Genomic DNA, 17,051 nt, shown 5'->3' with positions numbered 1-17,051 from the left:
ACGAATGGGGGACCTTGGTCAATCGTCGGCTCACGCTACCGGGTCCCCGGATGCCCATGCCACGCAGCGGAGAAAGGCACCTCCTTCCCTGTGATTCCCGTAACAAACCCGCGCTCCCGCACGCTGTACAAGGCCCGCCACGCGCGTGCGCGGCCCGTTCACGCCGCCGTCTGCAGGTCCAGCCGGGCGCCGAACTCCCTTACCACCGACTCCTCCCGGTACGGCTCCAGTCGTTGCTGGAAGTCCTCCAGGTACTCCGCGCCCCGGTTGGACCGCAGCGACTCCAGCAGCTCCACGGCCTTCAGCCCGGTCGCGCAGGCCTGTTCGATCTCCCGCTGCTGCACCTGTGCCGTGGCCAGCAGCACATACCCGATGGCCCGGCGCCGGGCTCTGCCGGCGGGGTGCCCGGCCAGTGACTGCTCCGCGTACCGGGCGGCCGCCTCCGGCTGGCCCAGATCGCGGTGGCAGTGCGCCAACTCGTCGGCGAGATACGCCTCGTCGAAGTGCGCGATCCACACGGGATCGTCGCCGGAGGCCGGGTCGGCGGACTCCATGGCGCTCACCGCGCGTCCGCTCGCCGCGTGTGCGGCGCGCACGTCGCCCAGCAACGCGTGGCCGCGGGCCTCCGCCGCGAAGAACATCGCCTCCGCGCGCGGGGTGACACGGCCGCGCGCCCCCTCCTGCGCCGCCCGCGCCAACTGCGCGATCTCACGCGGGTTTCCGAGCTGCGCGGCCAGGTGGCTCATGGAGGCGGCCAGCACATATCCGCCGTAACCGCGATCGCCCGCCGCCTGCGCGAGTCGCAGCGCCTGGATGTAGTACCGCTGGGCGAGCCCGGGTTGACCGGTGTCGATGGCCATGTACCCGGCGAGTTCCGTCAGGCGGGCCACCGCGGCGAAGAGTTCACGGCCGACCGCCTCCCGGTACGACCCCGCCAGCAGCCCGGAGACGACGCTGTTGAGGTAGTGCACCACCACCGGCCGCACATGACCGCTGCCGTACTGGTGGTCCAGATCCACCAGCGCCTGTGTCATCGCCTGCACGGCGGCCACGTCGGACAGGCCCACGCGCGGGCCCGCCTGCCGTGCCACCTGCGCGTCGGGCGAGGAGATCAGCCAGTCACGGCTCGGCTCGACCAGCGCCGAGGCGGCGACGGACGACCCCGAGAGGAAGTCGCGGCGCCCCACGTCGCTGCGCCACAGCTCGCAGACCTGCTCGATGGCTCCCAGCACCGTCGGCGAGAACTGGAGGCCGACGCCCGACGCGAGGTTCTTGCCGTTGGCCATGCCGATCTCGTCGATCGTGACCGTACGGCCCAGTTTGCGCCCCAGCGCCTCCGCGATGATCGCCGGCGCCCGTCCCCGGGGCTGCTGCCCGCGCAGCCAGCGCGCCACCGACGTCTTGTCGTACCGCAGATCGAGCCCGTGCTCGGCGCCGCACATGTTGACCCGGCGGGCCAGCCCGGCGTTCGAGCATCCCGCTTCCTGGATGAGCGCCTGCAGCCGTTCGTTCGGCTGCCGCGCGACGAGAGGCCTTGCGGCCATTGGCACTACCCCCTGTGGCTGCGGTGCCTGCCCGTGCACCGAGTGGTCGTGTCTTCCATGGCCTTCTCCACTCGTCGAACGAGTCGCCGGGCGGCGTGAAGATCGGGCCGTGAAGATCAATGCCCAGCGGACATACCGAAAATGCGAGGCATGGGCGGATTGCCGGGGTAACGGCGGATGCCGCCCTCACGTGGTTACCCGCTCACCACCTCGAACCTTCCGCGCGCCCCCACCTGTGCACCCATGCGCCCCGGACGCCGAATCGATGCTCCTCCCCCGCGCGCGACGCGTCCCGTAACCGGAGGTGGGTGCGGGAGTTGAGTTCCACGTGGAAGAGACGATCCCGGGCACCGAAGCCGCGCAGATCCCGAAGCAGCGCGGGGAATCCCTGCTGGAAGCCGCAGTTCGCTACGCCGAGGAGCGCCACTGGGACGTGTTCCCCGGCACCTGGCTGGAGGCCGCCGACGGGGTGCAGGTCTGCTCCTGCGGCGACCCGGTGTGCGCCGTACCCGGCGCACACCCGGCGCGCGAGGACTGGGCGACGCTGGCGACGGGCAGCGCGACGGTCGCGCGCCGGATGTGGCAGAAGCAGCCGGCCGCGTCCATTCTGCTGCCGACGGGACGGACGTTCGACGCGCTGTCCGTCCCGGAGACGGCCGGGTTCCTGGCGCTGGCCCGGATGGAGCGGATGGAGCTGACGCTCGGGCCGGTGACGCTGACCCCGGACCGGCGGATGCACTTCTTCGTGCTGCCGGGCGCGGCGGCGAAGCTGCCGGATCTGCTGCGCAGGCTGGGCTGGTCGGTGTCCTCGCTGGACCTGGTGGTGCTGGGGGAGGGTGCCTGGGTCGCCGCGCCGCCCACGCGCTACGGCACACGGGGTGCCGTTCAGTGGGCTCTGCGGCCCACTCCGGCCAACCGGTGGCTGCCGGATGCGGAGGAGTTGGTGTCACCGCTCGCTTATGCCTGCGGGCGGGACCGCTGATCCCACCCCTCCCCTTACGGTTGCCTCATGACGGAGCGAACGGAAAGGGACCGGCCGGCCGCTGTACGCGTACAGGGCCTGTGGAAGCGGTTCGGGCAGCAGGTCGCTGTGGGTGGGATCGATCTGGAGCTGCCCGCGGGTCGGTTCATCGGGCTCGTCGGGCCGAACGGGGCGGGGAAGACCACCACGCTGTCCATGGTGACCGGGCTGCTGCGGCCGGATCAGGGCACCGTCGAGGTCGTCGGGCACGACGTGTGGCGCGACCCCGTGCAGGTGAAGGCGCGGATCGGGGTGCTGCCGGAGGGGCTCCGGCTCTTCGAGCGGCTGTCGGGGCGGGAGCTGCTGGCGTACACAGGCAGGCTGCGCGGTCTGCCCGGCGCCGAGGTCGACAAGCGCGCCGGGCAGCTGCTGGACGTACTGGACCTCGCGGGCAGTCAGCACAAGCTGGTCGTCGACTACTCGACCGGAATGCGCAAGAAGATCGGGCTCGCCGCCGCGCTGCTGCACAACCCCGAAGTCCTCTTCCTGGACGAGCCGTTCGAGGGCGTCGACCCGGTGTCCGCGCAGATCATCCGGGGCGTCCTGGAGCGCTACACCGCCTCCGGCGCGACCGTCGTCTTCTCCTCCCACGTCATGGAACTGGTGGAGTCGCTGTGCGACTGGGTGGCCGTGATGGCCGCCGGCCGGATCCGGGCGCAGGGTCCGCTCGCCGAGGTGCGCGGCGCGGCCCCGACCCTGCAGCAGGCGTTCCTGGAGCTGGTCGGCGCGAGCGGCCGGGACGCCGGGACCGACCTCGACTGGCTGGGCGGCGGCGGCCGATGACGAACGTGACCGCCACCGTCGTACGGCTGAAGCTGTCGCTGCTGCGCAACGGGCTGCGGCAGTCCGGGGGGCGGCGGGCCGCGTACATCGCCTCCGCCGTCATCGCGCTCCTGTTCGCCGCCCTGCAACTGCTCGGCCTGATCCTGCTGCGCGGACACGCGCACGCCGTCTCCCTGGTGGTGCTGCTGGTCGCGGTGCTGGCGCTGGGGTGGGCGGTGATGCCGCTGTTCTTCCCCAGCGGCGACGAGACGCTGGACCCGAGCCGGCTGGTGATGCTGCCGCTGCGGCCGAGGCCGCTGGTGCGGGCGCTGCTCGCGGCGTCGCTGGTGGGCATCGGGCCGCTGTTCACGCTGCTGCTGCTCGTCGGGTCGGTGATCGCGGTGGCGCACGGGGCGGCCGCGTACACCGTCGCGGTCGTCGCCGTACCGCTCGCGCTGCTGGTGTGCGTGGCGCTGGCGCGGGCCGTCGCCGCCGCCAACGTCCGGCTGCTGAGCAGCCGCCGGGGCCGCGATCTGGCGGTGCTGAGCGGTCTGGTGATCGCCGTCGGGGTGCAGGTGGTCAACTTCGGCGCGCAGCGGCTGGGCGCGGCGGGGCTGGGGCAGCTGGACCCGGTGACCGCCGTGGTGCGCTGGCTGCCGGCGGCGTCGGCGCTCGGCGCGGTGGACTCCGCGAGCGCGGGCGCGTACGGCGTCGCGGCCGGGCAGCTGCTGGTCAGCGTGGGCGGGCTGGCGGCGCTGATCGCGGTGTGGGCGCGCACCCTGACCAAGGTGATGACCGCGCCCGACGCGTCCACCCTGCAGGCCGCCGAGCCGGCCGGGCGGGAGCGGGGCGCGTCCGGGGGGCTCGCGCGGCTGCTGCCGGCCGGGCGCACCGGGACGGTCATGGAACGCAGCCTGCGCTACATCTGGCGCGACCCGAAGACCAAGGCGGCCTGGGTGACCTCGCTGGCGATCGGGCTGATCGTGCCGGTGTTCAACGCGGTGCAGGGCACCGGGTCGCTCTACTTCGCGTGCTTCGCGGCGGGCATGCTCGGTATCCAGATGTACAACCAGTTCGGGCAGGACACCTCCGCCTTCTGGATGGTCGCCATGACCATCTCCGCCCCGCGCGACGCCTACGTCGAGCTGCGCGCGCGGGCCCTGGCGCTGCTGGTGGTGACCCTGCCGTACGCGACGCTGGTGACCGTGGTGACGACGGCGCTGCTCGGCGAGTGGGGCCGGCTGCCCGAGGTGCTGGGGCTGTCACTGGCGCTGCTCGGCGCGATGCTGTCCACGGGCGCGTGGATGTCGGCCCGCTTCCCGTACTCCATCCCGCAGGAGGGCCACAAGAACGTGGTCCCGGGCCAGACCGGCCTGGCCTGGATCGCGATCTTCGGCGGCATGGTCTCGGCGGCCCTGCTGTGCGCGCCCGTCATCGCGGCGACGATCTGGCTGAACGTCACCGGCGAGGCGGGCCACTACGGCTGGCTGCTGCTGCCGGTGGGCGCGGTGTACGGCACGCTGATCACCTGGCTGGGGCTGCGGCTGGCGGCACCGCGGACGGCGGCGCGACTGCCGGAGATCCTGTGGGCGGTGAGCAAGGGCTGAGCCGTGGCCGCTGTCCAGAGCGCTCCAGCGCCCTGGCCGACATGATGTCTGTCCAGGACCGGCCGTCACCCCGTCAGGACGGCGTCGAGGAACGGCTCGACGGCCGACCGCCAGGCCTCCGGCTGGTCGTAGTGGACGAGGTGGCCCGCGTCGGCCACCTCGGCGTACTCGCCACGCGGCAGCACCCGCACCATCTCCTGCGCCTCGGCCCGCCCCAGCTTCCCGTCCAGCCCGCGCACGACGAGCGTCGGGCACCGCACCTGTGTGAGCTCCTCCCAGTGCGCGTCGTACACCCAGGTCTCGCGGGACTTGAGCATCTGCTCCGGGTCGAAGACGGGACGCCAGCCGTCGGGGGTCTCGTGCATGACCTCGGCGTAGAAGGCGCCGCGGGCCGGGTTGGGGCGCTCGACCCAGGGGTCGTCCTCGCCGAACCACTTGCGGACGTCGGCGAGCGTGGCGAAGGGGACGGGCCAGGAGCTGAACCAGTCGCCCCACTCGCGCTGCGAGGCGGCGCCCAGCGCGGAGGCCCGCATGTCGCAGATGACGAGGCCGCTCACCAGGTCGGGGCGCTTGGCGGCGAGCTGCCAGCCGGTCAGCGCGCCCATGGCGTGGCCGATGACGACGGCGGGACCGAGGCCCAGCTGCTCCAGCGCCGCCTCGGCGTCCTCGACGTAGGCCTCGCGGGTGAAGGCGGCCCGCGGGGGCTTCTCGCTCTGGCCGTGCCCGCGCTGGTCGAGGGCGACGGCGCGGTGCCGCTCGGAGAGCCAGCGGGCGGTGGACGCCCAGTGCGCGGCACGGCCCATCAGCCCGTGCAGTAACAGCACACCGGACGCGGGCTCCGGTCCGCCCGGGCCCTGCCCGGCAAGGTCGCCCTTGGGAGGGTCGCCGAACTCCCAGGCCGCGAGGCGTACGCCGCCCGCGCCGGTCACGTCGATACGCCGCACCATTGGAACTGGCACCCCCACGCTCCGCGCTGTCGCTGCCGTTGTCGCCGTGCCGTCGCTGTGCCCCCATCAGCTCCGGCCGGCCTCCGTCATCCGCAGACTATCGAATGGGTATTCGAAAATGCCCTTCTCTGCGGGCAACACCCCTCCTTCGAGTGACCTCCCTCAAGGAATGATCGGCGCTGCCGAGGGGAGATCTTCAACGGGAGGCGGACCGCTCGGGGAAAACGGTCCGAGGGGATTGACCCTGGGAGCTCGGGGCTCCGGGTCAGAACAGGGGAGGACAGGCCCCGGCGCCTCAGGGCGCCGGGGCCCTCCCCATGTCTGCGGCACATCTACCTGCCCCCTCGGCTGCGGACCTCCCCGCGACAGCCTCGCACGCGGCGGCGCCGCCGCGCTGAGAATGGCGAATCTCGGCCCCAGCGCGCTGCGAGGGAGCCGACCGCGCCTTCAGCGCCGGCCCCGCGGGCTCGGTGGAACCCGGCGCCCGGCGTCACAGGCAACGGTGGAGCTCAGCGCGTGGCGCCGCAGGCCATGGCGGGGGCTCAGCGCCTGGCGCCGGCGCTCGCGGTGGGGCTCAGCGCTTGGCCACGAAGACGTGCGAGGCCACGTCGGCCGCCAGCTCGGCCGCCTCGCCGCCGCTGCCCACCAGCACGCCGCCCGCCGACTCCGTCACGCTCACCACCGAACCGGGCTGCACCCCCGCCCGCCGCAGCGTGTACATCAGCTGCGCGTCCGTCTGGATCGGCTCGCCGATACGGCGCACGACGACCGTCTTGCCCTCCGTCCCCGGGTCCAGGTCGGCCAGGGACACCATGCCCTCGTCCAGGAACGGGTTCGCGCCGTCCTTCTCGCCCAGCTCCTCCAGACCCGGGATCGGGTTGCCGTAGGGCGACTCGGTCGGGTGGCGCAGCAGCTCCAGCACCCGGCGCTCCACGGCCTCACTCATCACGTGCTCCCAGCGGCACGCCTCGGCGTGGACCTGCTCCCACTCCAGCCCGATCACATCGACCAGCAGACACTCCGCCAGGCGGTGCTTGCGCATCACGCGCGTGGCGAGCCGGCGGCCCTCGTCGGTGAGCTCCAGGTGCCGGTCGCTGGCGACGGACACCAGGCCGTCCCGCTCCATCCGGGCCACCGTCTGGCTGACCGTCGGCCCGCTCTGGTCGAGCCGCTCGGCGATCCGGGCGCGCATGGGGACCACACCTTCCTCCTCCAGCTCGAGGATGGTGCGGAGATACATCTCCGTGGTGTCGATCAGTCCGGACATACGTGCCCCTCGATGAGATGTGCCGAAGGCTCGACGGCCCTTTCGGCGCGTGCGCTGGCCCTGGTGTCAATTCTGCCGGATCCCACTGACAACCGTGCCGCGCCGCCGGGCGGGCCGGTATCCGATGGACGTGTCCATGCCGGTCATCTAGCGTGCCGGCCATGACCAGGGACACGGGGCACACGGGCCCGCGGAACGGGCCGGAGCCGCGGATCGAGCAGGTCACCGGCGAGGACATGCTGGAGGAGTGGCGCCATGTGCACAACGTGATCGTGCCGCCCGCCGCCATGTCCCTTGACGAGGCCCGCGACCGGCTGGAACGCCACCGGCTCGCGAACGCCTACCTCGGCGACGTACTCGTCGGCTGCTCGACCGTACGGCCCCCGCAGGACGGCACGGCGACCGTCATCGCGCGGGTGCTGCCCCCGTACCGCGGACGGGGCATCGGCGGTGCGCTCTACGAGGACGCGCTCACCCACGCGCGCGTGCAGGGCGCTCAGACCGTGGAGACGTGCGTCCTCGCCGCCAACGCCGACGGGCTGCGGTTCGCCGAGGCCCGGGGATTCGTCGAGACCGACCGTTACGTCCTGGACGGCGAGAGCGACCTCTGGATCGACCTGCGGCTCGACCTGCGGATCGCCACGCACGCGTAGGCCCCGCCCGGCCGCCGTGGCCTGCGCTCGGCAGCCGTTCGCCGTCTGTTTTCCGCCGTACAACGATTCCTTCAATCTTGTGGGAACCCGGTGTGTGCTGCGTCACGTTCAAGTTGAATGATTGCACTGAGCGAACCGTCGCTCGGAGCGTGCGGACGCAGCCTGCAGCAGGGGGTTCAGGTGAGTGCTTCCCGGCGTAGTGGGACCACCGACGAGCTCGGGCCGGACGAGCCCGAGCCGCCGGAGCGCGACGGCGCGGATCTGCTGGCCGCGCTGCTCGACGGCATGGACGCCGCCCTGTGCGCCTTCGACGCGCACGGCGTCGTCACACACTGGAACCGTGAGGCCGAACGCATCCTCGGCTGGAGCGCGACCGAGGCCGTCGGCCGGCAGGGCTTCGCCGGCTGGGCGGTGCGCAGCGCCGACGCCGAAGAGGTCGAGACACGCCTGCTGTCGGCGATGCACGCGCCGGGACGGCAGGTCCACGAGTTCGCGCTGCTGACCAAGGACGGCGGACGCGTCCTCGTCCGCACCCAGTCCGCGGCCGTGCGCGGCCCCGACGGCAAACCCGCCGGCGTGTACTGCGCCTTCAGCGAGGTGCACACACAGATCGACCTGGAGCGGTCCATCGCGCTCAGCGAGGCCCTCTTCGAGGACGCCTCCTGGGGCGTCGTCCTCGTCGACGCCGACCTGCGGCCCGCCGTCGTCAACGCGCACGCCGCGCGGGCGCTCGGCACCGGGCGCACCTCCGCGCTCGGCCGGCCCCTCGGCGACCTGCTCTCCCAGGGCGTGGAGGAGCTGGAGAGCGCGCTGACGCACGTCCTGGCCGAAGGCGCCCCACCCGCACCCGCGGAGATCTGGGTCAGCGTGCGCACCCCCGAGGGCGACCGGCGGCGCTGCTGGCGCAGCGGCTTCGTCCGGCTCGCCAGCCCGCTGGCGGAAGAACCCGTACCGCTCGGCGTCGGCTGGCTCTTCCAGGACGTCACCGAGGCCAAGCACACCGAACAGGAGGCGTCGCTGCTGCGCTTCCGCACCAACCAGCTGCACCGCGCGGCCCGCGCCGCCGCCGAGTGCGAGGATCCCGCCGAGGCCGCGACCGTCCACCTCGACTTCGCCCTCGCCGGCTTCGCCGACCACGCCCTCATCGACCGCCTCGCCGGCGGTCCCGTCACCGACGCCGAGGCCGCCGGGCAGGTCCGGCTCGTCCGCGTCGCCGCCACCCCCTCCGGCGCGCCCGGCCCCAGCCGGCCCGACACACCGGCCGGCCTGCCCGTGCGCTACGGCGAGGGCCACCCGGCCCTGCAGAGCGTGGAGCGCGCCGGGTCGGTCCGGGCCGCCGCCGGGGCCGTACCGGCGCAGCAGGCGGCCGCGTGGGCGCAGGAGCGGCAGTGGCCGGCGGACACCGTGCACGCGCTGTGCACGGTGCTGCGCAGCCGGGGCCGCACGCTCGGCGTGGTGACGTTCCTGCGCGGCAGCGGCCGCACCGCCTTCGAACGCTTCGACACGGCCTACGCCGAGGACGTGGCCGCGCACATCGCGATGGCCCTGGACCTGGCGGAGGCCACGAAGGAGAAGTGAGGGCGGGGCGAGCTGACGGCGGGGTGAGCTGAGGGCGGGGTGAGCTGAGGGCGGGCTCAGTGCCGGTAGAAGATCCGGTCCCGGTACTCGGTGAGGATCCGCCCGTTCCACTCGTGCCCGCCGTCGACGTTGCCCGAGCGCAGCAGCGGAGGCTCGATGCCGCGGTCGGCGAGCGCCCCGGCCGCGGTCGCCATCACGGCCTGCAGCAGCGCGGACGTGACGACCGTGGAGGCGGGCGCGAACGGCGCCGGGATCGTCTCCATGGACAGCTCCGCGTCCCCGACCGCGATCTTCGAGTCCAGCACGATGTCGCAGTGGTCCTTCAGATACGTCCCCGACACGTGCCGTGACCTGGTCTGCGTCGCATACGCCACCGACGTGACGCCGATGACCTTCACGCCGAGCGCGCGGGCGTTCATCGCCATCTCCACGGGCAGCGCGTTGCGCCCGGACAGGGAGATGATCACCAGCGCGTCGCCCGCGCGGACCGGTGAACTGTCCAGCACCGCGCTCGCCAGACCGTCCACCCGCTCCAGCGCCGAACCCAGCGTCGCCGGCATCACGTCGACGCCGACCACACCGGGCACCGCGAGCAGGTTCATCAGCGCCAGCCCGCCGGCCCGGTAGACGACGTCCTGCGCGGCCAGCGAGGAGTGCCCCGCACCGAACGCGAACAGGTTCCCCCCGGCGGCCACCGTGTCCGCCAGCAGCACGCCGGCCGCCCGGATCCCCTCCGCCTCCTCGTCACGGACGCGCTGCAACAGCCCGATCGCGGCGTCGAAGAACTGACCGGCCAGTTTGTCGCTCATCCGCGGGGCTCCTTCGCAGTCGCGGTCCATATCGCGGATCACGGTGCGGTCTGGACCAGTGCGGTGTCAATACGGCCGAGCCGCCCCAGCACTGTCGCAGGTGATCGGCGGGGATCCGGCCTCACAGAGCGATCGGCCGATACGCCAGGGCCCGATCGACCACCTCATCAGCCGAAGACTCCCGCTCCGCCGGCCGGAAGACCAGGTCGCCGACCGGTGGTCCAGCAGCTTGATCGGCCAGCCCCTTCTCCGGCAGGAGGCCCAGCCATCGCGTCTCGAAAAACCGGTTGATGGTCCGCGCCCAGCTTCCTAGGCTTGCTGTTACTTCAGAAGGGAGGTGGTTCGGCAGATGTACACATACCGGACGGAAGAGGTGGCTGCGGGCTAGCGGTCCGTCACCACATCAGTGCGGTGCCGGACCAGTGCGTGAGTGATGCGTGCAGCCGGCCCAATCCCAAGCAGTCACCCGACCCGCGAGTCGCCGGTACGTCCGGCCGGCTCCTCCTTCGGAGGAACCAGACTCGCGGGTCGTCTGCGTTTTACGGCCGCTTTGCCGTGGGGGTTTTCGGGGCGCAGTACCCTGGGCGCATGCTTCCGCTCGTTCGGCGCCGCCACGTGGACTTCGTCCGCGTCACGAGCATGGGCTGTCGACGCTCCCTCTGAGTCGTCCAGCCGTTCCTACTCGCTTTCTGCGCTCTCCTCTTCTCTTCGCCCAGGCACCCGTGCGTCGTCGCCCACCCTCAGCTCGCGCGCGGGCTCCGTACACCCACGGACGTGTCCCATGACGTATCAGCAACTGCCGATCATCGACCTCTCCGCCGCCGACCGCGGGCCCCAGGCGCGGGCGCTGCTGCACGCGCAGCTGCACAGTGCCGCCCATGACGTGGGGTTCTTCCAGCTGGTGGGGCATGGCGTGACCCGGGAGGAGACCGAGCGGCTGGTCGGTGCCATGCGGCGGTTCTTCGCGTTGCCGGAGGGCGAGCGGCTGGCCGTCGACAACGTCAACTCGCCTCATTTCCGGGGCTATACGCGCATCGGGGACGAGCTGACCGGCGGGCGGCAGGACTGGCGGGATCAGCTGGACATCGGGGCGGAGCGGCCGGCGCGGGTGCCGGGGCCGGGTGAGGCGCCGTACTGGTGGTTGCAGGGGCCCAATCAGTGGCCGGCGGGGTTGCCGGAGCTGCGCCAGGCGGCGCTGGGGTGGATCGGGCGGTTGAGCGGGGTGGCTCAGCGGCTGCTGCGTGAGCTGCTCACCGCGATCGGGGCTCCGGCGGACTTCTACGAGCCGATCTTCGGGGAGCAGGCGCATCCGCATCTGAAGCTGGTGCGCTATCCGGGCAGTGCCGGGGACGGCGCGGGTCAGGGAGTCGGCGCGCACAAGGACTACGGCTTTCTGACGCTGCTGCTGCAGGACCGGGTGGGCGGGTTGCAGGTGCAGCGGGAGGACGGGGTCTTCCACGATGTGCCGCCGATCGAGGGGGCGTTCGTGGTGAACCTGGGTGAGCTGCTGGAGGTGGCGACGAACGGGTATCTGCTGGCCACCAACCACCGGGTGGTGTCGCCGGCGGGGGCGACCGAACGGTTCTCGGTGCCGTTCTTCTACAACCCGCGGCTGGACGCGCGCGTGGAGCCGCTGCCGTTCCCGCATGCCGCCGTGGCGCCGGGGGTGTCGCACGATCCGGACAATCCGCTGTTCGCGGAGTACGGCTTCAACGAGCTGAAGGGCAAGCTGCGGGCGCATCCGCTGGTGGCCGAGCGGCATCACGCGGAGCTGCTGAGCCCCGCGTGATGCCGGCCGGGCGCCGGGTCAGTGCTGGATGCCGGGTCAGTCCTGGACGCCGGGTCAGTGCTCGGCGCCGGCGATGTCCTCGTAGCCCTCGATGTGCTGGGGGCTGCGCGGGCCGGGGCCGATGTAGCGGGCGGAGGGGCGCACCAGGCGGCCGGTGCGCTTCTGCTCGAGGATGTGCGCGGACCAGCCGGCGGTGCGGGCGCAGGTGAACATGGAGGTGAACATGTGCGCCGGGACCTCGGCGAAGTCCAGCATGATGGCCGCCCAGAACTCGACGTTCGTCGCGAGGACGCGGTCCGGGCGGCGGTTGTGGAGTTCGTCGAGGGCGGCCTTCTCCAGGGCTTCGGCGATCTCGAAGCGGGGTGCGCCCAGTTCGCGGGCGGTGCGGCGCAGTACGCGGGCGCGGGGGTCCTCGGCGCGGTAGACGCGGTGGCCGAAGCCCATGAGGCGTTCGCCGCGGTCGAGGGCCCGCTTGACGTAGCCGACGGCGTCGCCGGTGCGTTCGATCTCCTCGATCATGCCGAGGACGCGGGAGGGGGCGCCGCCGTGGAGCGGGCCGGACATGGCTCCGACGGCGCCGGAGAGGGCGGCGGCGACGTCGGCGCCGGTGGAGGCGATGACGCGGGCGGTGAACGTGGAGGCGTTCATGCCGTGCTCGGCGGCGGAGGTCCAGTAGGCGTCGACGGCCTTGACGTGCTTGGGGTCGGGCTCGCCGCGCCAGCGGATCATGAAGCGTTCGACGACGGACTGCGCTTTGTCGATCTCGCGCTGGGGGACCATGGGCAGGCCCTGGCCGCGGGCGGACTGGGCGACGTAGGACAGCGCCATCACGGCGGCGCGGGCGAGGTCGTCGCGGGCCTGGTCGGCGTCGATGTCGAGGAGGGGTTTGAGGCCCCAGACGGGGGCGAGCATGGCGAGCGCGGACTGGACGTCGACGCGGATGTCGCCGGAGTGGACGGGGATGGGGAACGGCTCGGCGGGCGGCAGGCCGGGGTTGAAGGCTCCGTCGACCAGCAGTCCCCAGACGTTGCCGAAGGAGACGTGGCCGACGAGTTCCTCGATGTCGACGCCGCGGTAGCGGAGTGCGCCGCCTTCCTTGTCCGGTTCGGCGATCTCCGTCTCGAATGCGACGACTCCTTCGAGACCGGGTACGAAGTCGGACATCAGGCGGCTCCTCGTGGTGGTGTTCGATGGTCACCCTGGTGATGCCCCGTGGGGTCGACGGTCACCCAACCGGGTTGCGGCCACCTTAATCCCCGAGTGCCACCTTTGGGGAGGCCTCGCGGCACTCAGTGCCATCGACGGGTTTTTTCGGCGTACGGCCGGGCGGGCGATACGGCAAGATGCTCGCGTGAACGACCACGACGCCGCCTTTCTCGGTCCCTCCCCCGATCCCTCCGCCATGCGCAAGCACTACCGCGCCGAGGGCCTGACCGAAGGCGAGCTGGCCGCCACGCCGGTGGAGCAGTTCGCGCGCTGGTTCCGGCAGGCCGCGGAGGTGGCGCACCTCTTCGAGCCGAACGCGATGGTCGTCTCCACGGCGGACGCGGAGGGGCGGCCCAGCTCGCGCACGGTGCTGCTGAAAGGGTTCGACGAGGAGGGTTTCGTCTTCTACACCAACTACGACTCGCGCAAGGCGCGTGAGCTGGCCGGGAATCCGTACGTCTCGTTGCTCTTCCCGTGGCATCCGATGGCCCGGCAGGTGATCGTGCAGGGTGTCGCGCGGCGCACGGGGCGGGACGAGACGGCCGCGTACTTCCGCAGCCGGCCGCACGGCTCGCAGCTCGGCGCGTGGGCGAGCGCGCAGTCCACGGTGATCGCCTCGCGGGCGGAGCTGGACGCCTCGTACGCGGAGCTTCAGGCGCGCTATCCGGAGGGCGAGCAGGTGCCGGTGCCGCCGCACTGGGGTGGTTTCCGGGTGGCGCCGCAGAGCGTGGAGTTCTGGCAGGGCCGCGAGAACCGCCTGCACGACCGGCTGCGGTACGCGGCGCAGCCGGACGGGAGCTGGCAGGTGGAGCGGCTCAGCCCCTGAGGGGCGGTCCGGCCGCGGTCGGAACTTGCCCCACACGTAGGCGGTGCGGTGGCCGTCGAGGAGGCCGGCCATGGGTCAACCGCAGGCCCCGTCGCTGACAACGTCCTCAGTCCAGCGCCTCGTCCAGTAGTGCCGCCCACTGCGTCACGACCCGCTCGCGGCGTGCCCTGTCGTCGGTGAGGAGGTTGGCGAGGCCGAGGCCGCGGGCCATGTCGAGGAGGCCCTGGACGGTTTCGCGGACGCCGGGGCGGGATTCGTCGGCGCCGAGCAGTTCCACCGCGATGCGGTGGGTTTCGCGGCCGACGCGGGCTTCGAGTTCGGTGACGCGGGCGCGCAGCTGGTCCTCGTTGGAGGCGGCCACCCAGAGCTGGAGGGCGGCGCGGAAGAGGGGGCCGGTGTAGAGGTCGACGAGGGCCTGGACGACGGCCCGGCGCTCGTCCGCGGCCGCGCCCTGCGGGAACAGGGCGCGCAGCGCGAGGGAGCGTTCCTCGGCGACGTATTCGACGGCGGCGGTGAAGAGGTCTTCCCGGGTGGGGAAGTGGTGCTGGGCGGCGCCGCGGGAGACTCCGGCGCGTTCGGCGACGACGGACACCGTGGAGCCCGCCCAGCCGTGTTCGGCGAGGCAGGCCACGGCGGCTTCCAGGAGCCGCTGCCGGGTGGCCCGGCTGCGGTCCTGTTTGGGGGCGCGGTCGCGGTCCCTGGGCACGCGGTCGTTCTCCGCCGTCGTACTCATGTGGTCACACCACCCATGCTGCGTCCCGTCTGTGGAGGAAGGCCGTCATCCCCTCCTCGGCCTGGGCGGAGGAGAACAGCCGGGCCGAGAGCGCTGTCAGCTCCGCCGCGTCCTGGTCGAATGTCTGAAGCACCCTAGTGGTGAGCAGCTGTTTCGTCTCGGCCAGGCCCTGGGGTGAGGAGCGGCGCAGGCCGTCGAGGACGGGGGTGAGGGCTTCGTCGACGTCGTCGGCGGCGGTGGTGAGCAGGCCGACGCGGACGGCTTCGGGGGCGTCGAAGCGTTCGCCGGTGAGGTAGTAGCGGGCGAGGGCGCGGGGGTCGGTGCGCGGGATGACGGCGAGGGAGATCACGGCGGGAGCGACGCCGATGCGGACCTCGGTGAAGGCGAACGTGGCGGTGGTGGTGGCGGCGGCGATGTCGCAGGCGGCGAGGAGTCCGAGGCCGCCCGCGCGGACGTGGCCGGTGACGCGGGCGATGACGGGTTTGCGCAGTTCGAGCAGTTGCCGCAGCAGTCCGGCGAGGGCGTCGGGGTGGGGCGGGTCGCGCAGGTCGGCGCCGGCGCAGAAGGTGGTGCCGGTGTGGGTGAGGACGATCGCGCGGACGTCGGGGTCCTCGGCGCAGTCGGTGAGGGCGTCGGCGAGGGCGGTGACGAGGGCCGCGGACAGGGCGTTGCGGGTGTCGGTGGAGTCGAGGCTGAGCGTTTCGACGCCCCGGGTGCGGCTGCGGCCTACGGGTGTGGTCATGGGCGCTCCCTGAGCCGGCGCCGCAGGATCTTGCCGGAGGCGGCGCGGGGCACGGTGTGGATGAAGGTGACCTTGCGGATGCGTTTGTAGGGGGCGACGCGTTCGGCGACGTACATCATGACCTCGCTTTCGGTCAGGCCGGCCGCGGTGGGCCGGCGGACCACGTGCGCGTGCGGGATCTCGTTGCCGTCGGCGTCGAGGTCGCCGATGACGGCGGCGTCGGCGATGCCGGGGTGGGTGAGCAGCAGGGCTTCGAGTTCGGCGGGGGCGACCTGGAAGCCCTTGTACTTGATGAGTTCCTTGACCCGGTCGACGACGAACAGCCAGCCGTCGGGGTCGACGTGGCCGACGTCGCCGGTGTGCAGCCAGCCGTCGGGGTCGATCATGGCGGCGGTGGCGTCGGGGCGGCCCAGGTAGCCCTTCATGACCTGGGGGCCGCGGATGAGGATCTCGCCGGGCTCGCCGGTGGAGAGGTCCTTGCCGGGGTCGTCGAGGGAGACGATCCGCATCTCGGTTGTGGCGATGAGCTTGCCGACCGTGCCGGCCGGGGCGGTCCGCATGGCGTCCAGGGGGACGACGTGGGTGCCCGGGGACAGTTCGGTCATGCCGTAGGCCTGGCCGACGGGCGGCAGCCCGAGGCGCCGGGAGCAGGCGGTGGCGAGGGCGGCGTCCAGGGGGGCGGCGGCGCTGATGACGTAGGTCAGCGACGACAGGTCGTACTGGGCGACCAGGGGGTGCTTGGCGAGGGCCAGCACGATCGGCGGGGCCACGTACAGGCCGGTGATGCGGTGGTTCTGGATGGCGGCGAGGAACGTCTCCAGGTCGAAGCGGGGCAGGACGACCACGGTGGCGCCCTGGCGCAGGGGCGCGTTCATCAGCGCGGTGAGCCCGTAGATGTGTAAGAAGGGCAGCACGGCGAGGATGCGGTCGCCCGGGCCCGTGGTGATGGCGGGCTCCAGCTGGGCGAGGTTGGTGGCGATCTGCCGGTGGGTGAGCATCACGCCCTTGGGGATGCCGGTGGTGCCCGAGGAGTACGGCAGCGCGGCCACGTCCGCGGCCGGGTCGATCGCGACGGACGGCTCGGGGGCCGCGCAGGCCAGCATGTCGATCAGGGAGCGGTGGCCGGACACCTGGTCGCACACGAAGATCTGCGCGACTCCGCCGGCGAGTTCGGCGGCCCGTTGGGCGATGCCGAGGAGCGGGGAGACGGTGACGATCCAGCGGGCGGCGCAGTCGGCGAGCTGTTTGGCGAACTCCTCGGCGGTGGCGAGGGGGTGTGCCGTGGTGACGGAGGCGCCGGCGCGCGTGGCGGCGTAGAAGGCGATGGGGAAGAACACGGTGTTGGGGCTGTGCAGGGCGAGCACGTCGCCCTTGCGCACCCCGGCCTCGGCGAGCGCGGCGGCGACACGCCGGTGGAAGCGGTCCACCTGCTCGTAGGTGAGGGTGGTGCCGTCGGTGCCGTCGACGAGCGCGGGCGTGTCCGCGAACCGGGCGGCCCCGCCGAGCACGGCCTCGTGGATGGGAAGGTCTACGGGCTGGACGTCTGCGTACTCGCTGCGGAACACGG

At 72.5% G+C, this 17,051-nt stretch carries 15 protein-coding genes; 7 read left to right on the top strand and 8 right to left on the bottom strand.

Features of this window, described 5'->3' with window-relative positions:
• Positions 1 to 158 precede the first annotated feature (158 nt).
• Positions 159 to 1,544: a transcriptional regulator gene (locus AC0B9F_RS19100; protein ID WP_472004047.1), complete on the bottom strand. Its 1,386-nt coding sequence runs from the start codon at positions 1,542 to 1,544 to the stop codon at positions 159 to 161.
• A gap of 328 nt (positions 1,545 to 1,872) precedes the next feature.
• Here AC0B9F_RS19100 and AC0B9F_RS19095 point away from each other — a divergent pair, with 328 nt between their 5' ends.
• Genes AC0B9F_RS19095 through AC0B9F_RS19085 form a run of 3 tightly spaced genes read left to right on the top strand, consistent with a single transcriptional unit; the run spans position 1,873 to position 4,934 of the window.
• Positions 1,873 to 2,526 carry a bifunctional DNA primase/polymerase gene (locus AC0B9F_RS19095; RefSeq protein ID WP_472004045.1) on the top strand — a complete coding sequence of 218 codons (654 nt, stop codon included), beginning with the start codon at positions 1,873 to 1,875 and terminating at the stop codon, positions 2,524 to 2,526.
• Between the two features lie 27 nt (positions 2,527 to 2,553).
• Positions 2,554 to 3,348, top strand: coding sequence for an ABC transporter ATP-binding protein (locus tag AC0B9F_RS19090; protein WP_472004043.1), 795 nt, complete (start codon positions 2,554 to 2,556; stop codon positions 3,346 to 3,348).
• Positions 3,345 to 4,934, top strand: a complete 1,590-nt coding sequence (locus AC0B9F_RS19085) for a transporter (protein ID WP_472004041.1) — start codon at positions 3,345 to 3,347, stop codon at positions 4,932 to 4,934. The genes AC0B9F_RS19090 and AC0B9F_RS19085 overlap by 4 nt, the downstream gene beginning before the upstream one ends.
• A gap of 65 nt (positions 4,935 to 4,999) precedes the next feature.
• On the opposite strand, the gene AC0B9F_RS19080 is transcribed toward AC0B9F_RS19085, so the two are convergent.
• Both AC0B9F_RS19080 and AC0B9F_RS19075 read right to left on the bottom strand, forming a co-directional pair.
• The gene (locus AC0B9F_RS19080; RefSeq protein ID WP_472004039.1) at positions 5,000 to 5,881 is read right to left on the bottom strand and encodes an alpha/beta fold hydrolase; all 882 of its coding nucleotides are present in this window, start codon (positions 5,879 to 5,881) and stop codon (positions 5,000 to 5,002) included.
• 574 nt (positions 5,882 to 6,455) lie between these two features.
• Positions 6,456 to 7,148: a metal-dependent transcriptional regulator gene (locus AC0B9F_RS19075; protein WP_472004037.1), complete on the bottom strand. Its 693-nt coding sequence runs from the start codon at positions 7,146 to 7,148 to the stop codon at positions 6,456 to 6,458.
• A 161-nt stretch (positions 7,149 to 7,309) separates the two neighbouring features.
• On the opposite strand from AC0B9F_RS19075, the gene AC0B9F_RS19070 reads away from it, so the two are divergent.
• Positions 7,310 to 7,801 carry a GNAT family N-acetyltransferase gene (locus AC0B9F_RS19070; RefSeq protein WP_472004035.1) on the top strand — a complete coding sequence of 164 codons (492 nt, stop codon included), beginning with the start codon at positions 7,310 to 7,312 and terminating at the stop codon, positions 7,799 to 7,801.
• Positions 7,802 to 7,981: 180 nt separating this feature from the next.
• Positions 7,982 to 9,379: a PAS domain-containing protein gene (locus AC0B9F_RS19065; protein WP_472004033.1), complete on the top strand. Its 1,398-nt coding sequence runs from the start codon at positions 7,982 to 7,984 to the stop codon at positions 9,377 to 9,379.
• 56 nt (positions 9,380 to 9,435) lie between these two features.
• Here the strand turns inward: AC0B9F_RS19065 and AC0B9F_RS19060 are convergent, their stop codons facing one another.
• The gene (locus tag AC0B9F_RS19060; RefSeq protein WP_472004031.1) at positions 9,436 to 10,188 is read right to left on the bottom strand and encodes an SIS domain-containing protein; all 753 of its coding nucleotides are present in this window, start codon (positions 10,186 to 10,188) and stop codon (positions 9,436 to 9,438) included.
• Positions 10,189 to 10,969: 781 nt separating this feature from the next.
• Between AC0B9F_RS19060 and AC0B9F_RS19055 the strand changes: the two genes are divergently transcribed.
• Positions 10,970 to 11,977: an isopenicillin N synthase family dioxygenase gene (locus AC0B9F_RS19055; protein WP_472004029.1), complete on the top strand. Its 1,008-nt coding sequence runs from the start codon at positions 10,970 to 10,972 to the stop codon at positions 11,975 to 11,977.
• A gap of 54 nt (positions 11,978 to 12,031) precedes the next feature.
• On the opposite strand, the gene AC0B9F_RS19050 is transcribed toward AC0B9F_RS19055, so the two are convergent.
• Positions 12,032 to 13,141: a citrate synthase 2 gene (locus AC0B9F_RS19050; RefSeq protein ID WP_472004027.1), complete on the bottom strand. Its 1,110-nt coding sequence runs from the start codon at positions 13,139 to 13,141 to the stop codon at positions 12,032 to 12,034.
• A gap of 238 nt (positions 13,142 to 13,379) precedes the next feature.
• On the opposite strand from AC0B9F_RS19050, the gene pdxH reads away from it, so the two are divergent.
• On the top strand, positions 13,380 to 14,009 hold the full coding sequence (gene pdxH / locus AC0B9F_RS19045; RefSeq protein ID WP_472004564.1) for a pyridoxamine 5'-phosphate oxidase: 630 nt from the start codon (positions 13,380 to 13,382) through the stop codon (positions 14,007 to 14,009).
• 106 nt (positions 14,010 to 14,115) lie between these two features.
• On the opposite strand, the gene AC0B9F_RS19040 is transcribed toward pdxH, so the two are convergent.
• Genes AC0B9F_RS19040 through AC0B9F_RS19030 form a run of 3 tightly spaced genes read right to left on the bottom strand, consistent with a single transcriptional unit; the run spans position 14,116 to position 17,049 of the window.
• Positions 14,116 to 14,742 carry a TetR/AcrR family transcriptional regulator gene (locus AC0B9F_RS19040; protein WP_472004025.1) on the bottom strand — a complete coding sequence of 209 codons (627 nt, stop codon included), beginning with the start codon at positions 14,740 to 14,742 and terminating at the stop codon, positions 14,116 to 14,118.
• 4 nt (positions 14,743 to 14,746) lie between these two features.
• Complete coding sequence (locus AC0B9F_RS19035; protein WP_472004024.1) at positions 14,747 to 15,484, bottom strand: enoyl-CoA hydratase family protein; 738 nt, start codon at positions 15,482 to 15,484, stop codon at positions 14,747 to 14,749.
• On the bottom strand, positions 15,481 to 17,049 hold the full coding sequence (locus AC0B9F_RS19030; RefSeq protein WP_472004022.1) for a 4-coumarate--CoA ligase family protein: 1,569 nt from the start codon (positions 17,047 to 17,049) through the stop codon (positions 15,481 to 15,483). The genes AC0B9F_RS19035 and AC0B9F_RS19030 overlap by 4 nt, the downstream gene beginning before the upstream one ends.
• Between the last annotated feature and the right edge of the window lie 2 nt (positions 17,050 to 17,051).

Source organism: Streptomyces sp. NPDC097129, assembly GCF_055668065.1.
Note: the sequence above shows the minus strand (reverse complement) of the source record. Positions and strands in the feature narration are given on the sequence as shown.